Source organism: Photobacterium sp. R1 (assembly GCF_054600795.1).
Genome location: NZ_BAAHZP010000035.1, coordinates 1 through 1,516, shown reverse-complemented (window position 1 = coordinate 1,516; position 1,516 = coordinate 1). Strand labels below are relative to the sequence as shown.

Sequence of the window (1,516 nt, the reverse complement as noted above, 5' to 3'; positions counted from 1 at the left end):
TTCTTAAAGAAATGACCACTTGGGTCGGTATACTTCATCGGGTTGTTCAGCACATAACTATAGCGATTGAACGACTGGCTATTGTTCGGTGCCAGAATAAAGGTGTCTGCGCTGACAAAACAGCCCAGCGTCGCATCATACATCCGGCCGTTCATGTGGATCAGATCCACTTCATCAACCTGCTCATGACCGGTATAACCCCGGTTGGTCAGCAATGCCTGCTGAACGAACGACTTGTCGGTTTCCCAGACAAAATCACGCTCTTTACCCCAAGCATCAAAGTTCTAACGGTCAAATAAAATCCACTATGAATTGTGTCTGTCCCTACAATTCATTTAAAAGGAGTCTTTCATGCATTTAAAGACTCCAACTTTACTATTGGAAATTATTAAAAACAATCATCTTACTATCAATTGTTATATAAACAATTGCTATTTTTTCCCCACTGTCATAGATGATAAAATCACTATCTTTCGGGATAATAAGCTCATAATTCCCACTCAGCGCCAACCTAATATGACTTGCAATTTGTTTTAATACATCATCGTTACTAGATTTTGTAACAACCAAATCTAAAAACGACGCCCAATTAAATTCATCGAAGTTACAAAAATAAAACATCTTCTGAAAATCAACAATCCATAAACTGCCAAAATCCTCAACCAGATAAAATTCATTCCCAGCACTTAAAGAAGATTCTAACTTTAACTTTGCTTGTTCATTTATTGGAAGCTGCAATTTCTCCCCTTCAAAAGTAAAACTTTTTAACTTATATCTGTCCCTAACATCTAACAGACTCATCTCAGTCAATTTATCATATTTAACATATTCATTCATTTGCACTCCTATATTAACGGGACAATTACTTGCGGCAATAATGCCGCAAGAAGTTAGGAGTAAAATAAAAGCCAACAGTATTTTAACATTTCTATTCACCACGATACCACCATCTTCTTTCAGCGGAATTTATATACTGCTGTTTATAATTCAATACTGAATGTGTTTTCAGAGAATTTATTGATAAATCACCCAGAAAATTACTGACATTATTCAATGTGCTAATAGTATTAACTCCTCCAGCAAGACCACCAATACCTGATGAAAAACTTAACCGATCCATACTACCTGTAACAGAGAAAAAGATGTCATTATGATCCGTATTACCTGTTAAATTGTTTGCAGCATACTTGTACTGATTTTCTATAGCAAGAGCCGACACATTCATTGATAAATATCTCGATTTTAATGGGGACGTATAGTAATCGGGAAGATCATTCATCGATATAAGCCCATACTGCTCCCCAAAAAAAGCAATAGTTTTTCTACAAAATGACACAGAGATATCACAAGTCATTTGCTGAGCCGTGAAAGTGCTTATCGAAGGATCTCTTGTCCACGCGCGTCTCCATTTATGATGAAGTTCATCATTAAACAACCTCGAAAACGCCCCCGTCACAGCACCATTCTCAAACTTTCCTCCACTTAATCTTGAACCTGTCCCACCTATGACTGCTGC

General features: G+C 37.1%; 2 protein-coding genes and 1 pseudogene. All 3 read right to left on the bottom strand.

From position 1 onward, the window contains the following. Positions 1 to 218 (bottom strand): annotated as a pseudogene (locus ACYP03_RS23765) (RHS repeat-associated core domain-containing protein); the annotation flags it as partial. A 157-nt stretch (positions 219 to 375) separates the two neighbouring features. After that, positions 376 to 936, bottom strand: a complete 561-nt coding sequence (locus ACYP03_RS23760) for a hypothetical protein (protein WP_459782334.1) — start codon at positions 934 to 936, stop codon at positions 376 to 378. Next, the coding region (locus tag ACYP03_RS23755; protein ID WP_459782333.1) for a hypothetical protein at positions 929 to 1,516 on the bottom strand (588 nt) is incomplete at its 5' end. The genes ACYP03_RS23760 and ACYP03_RS23755, both read right to left, overlap by 8 nt.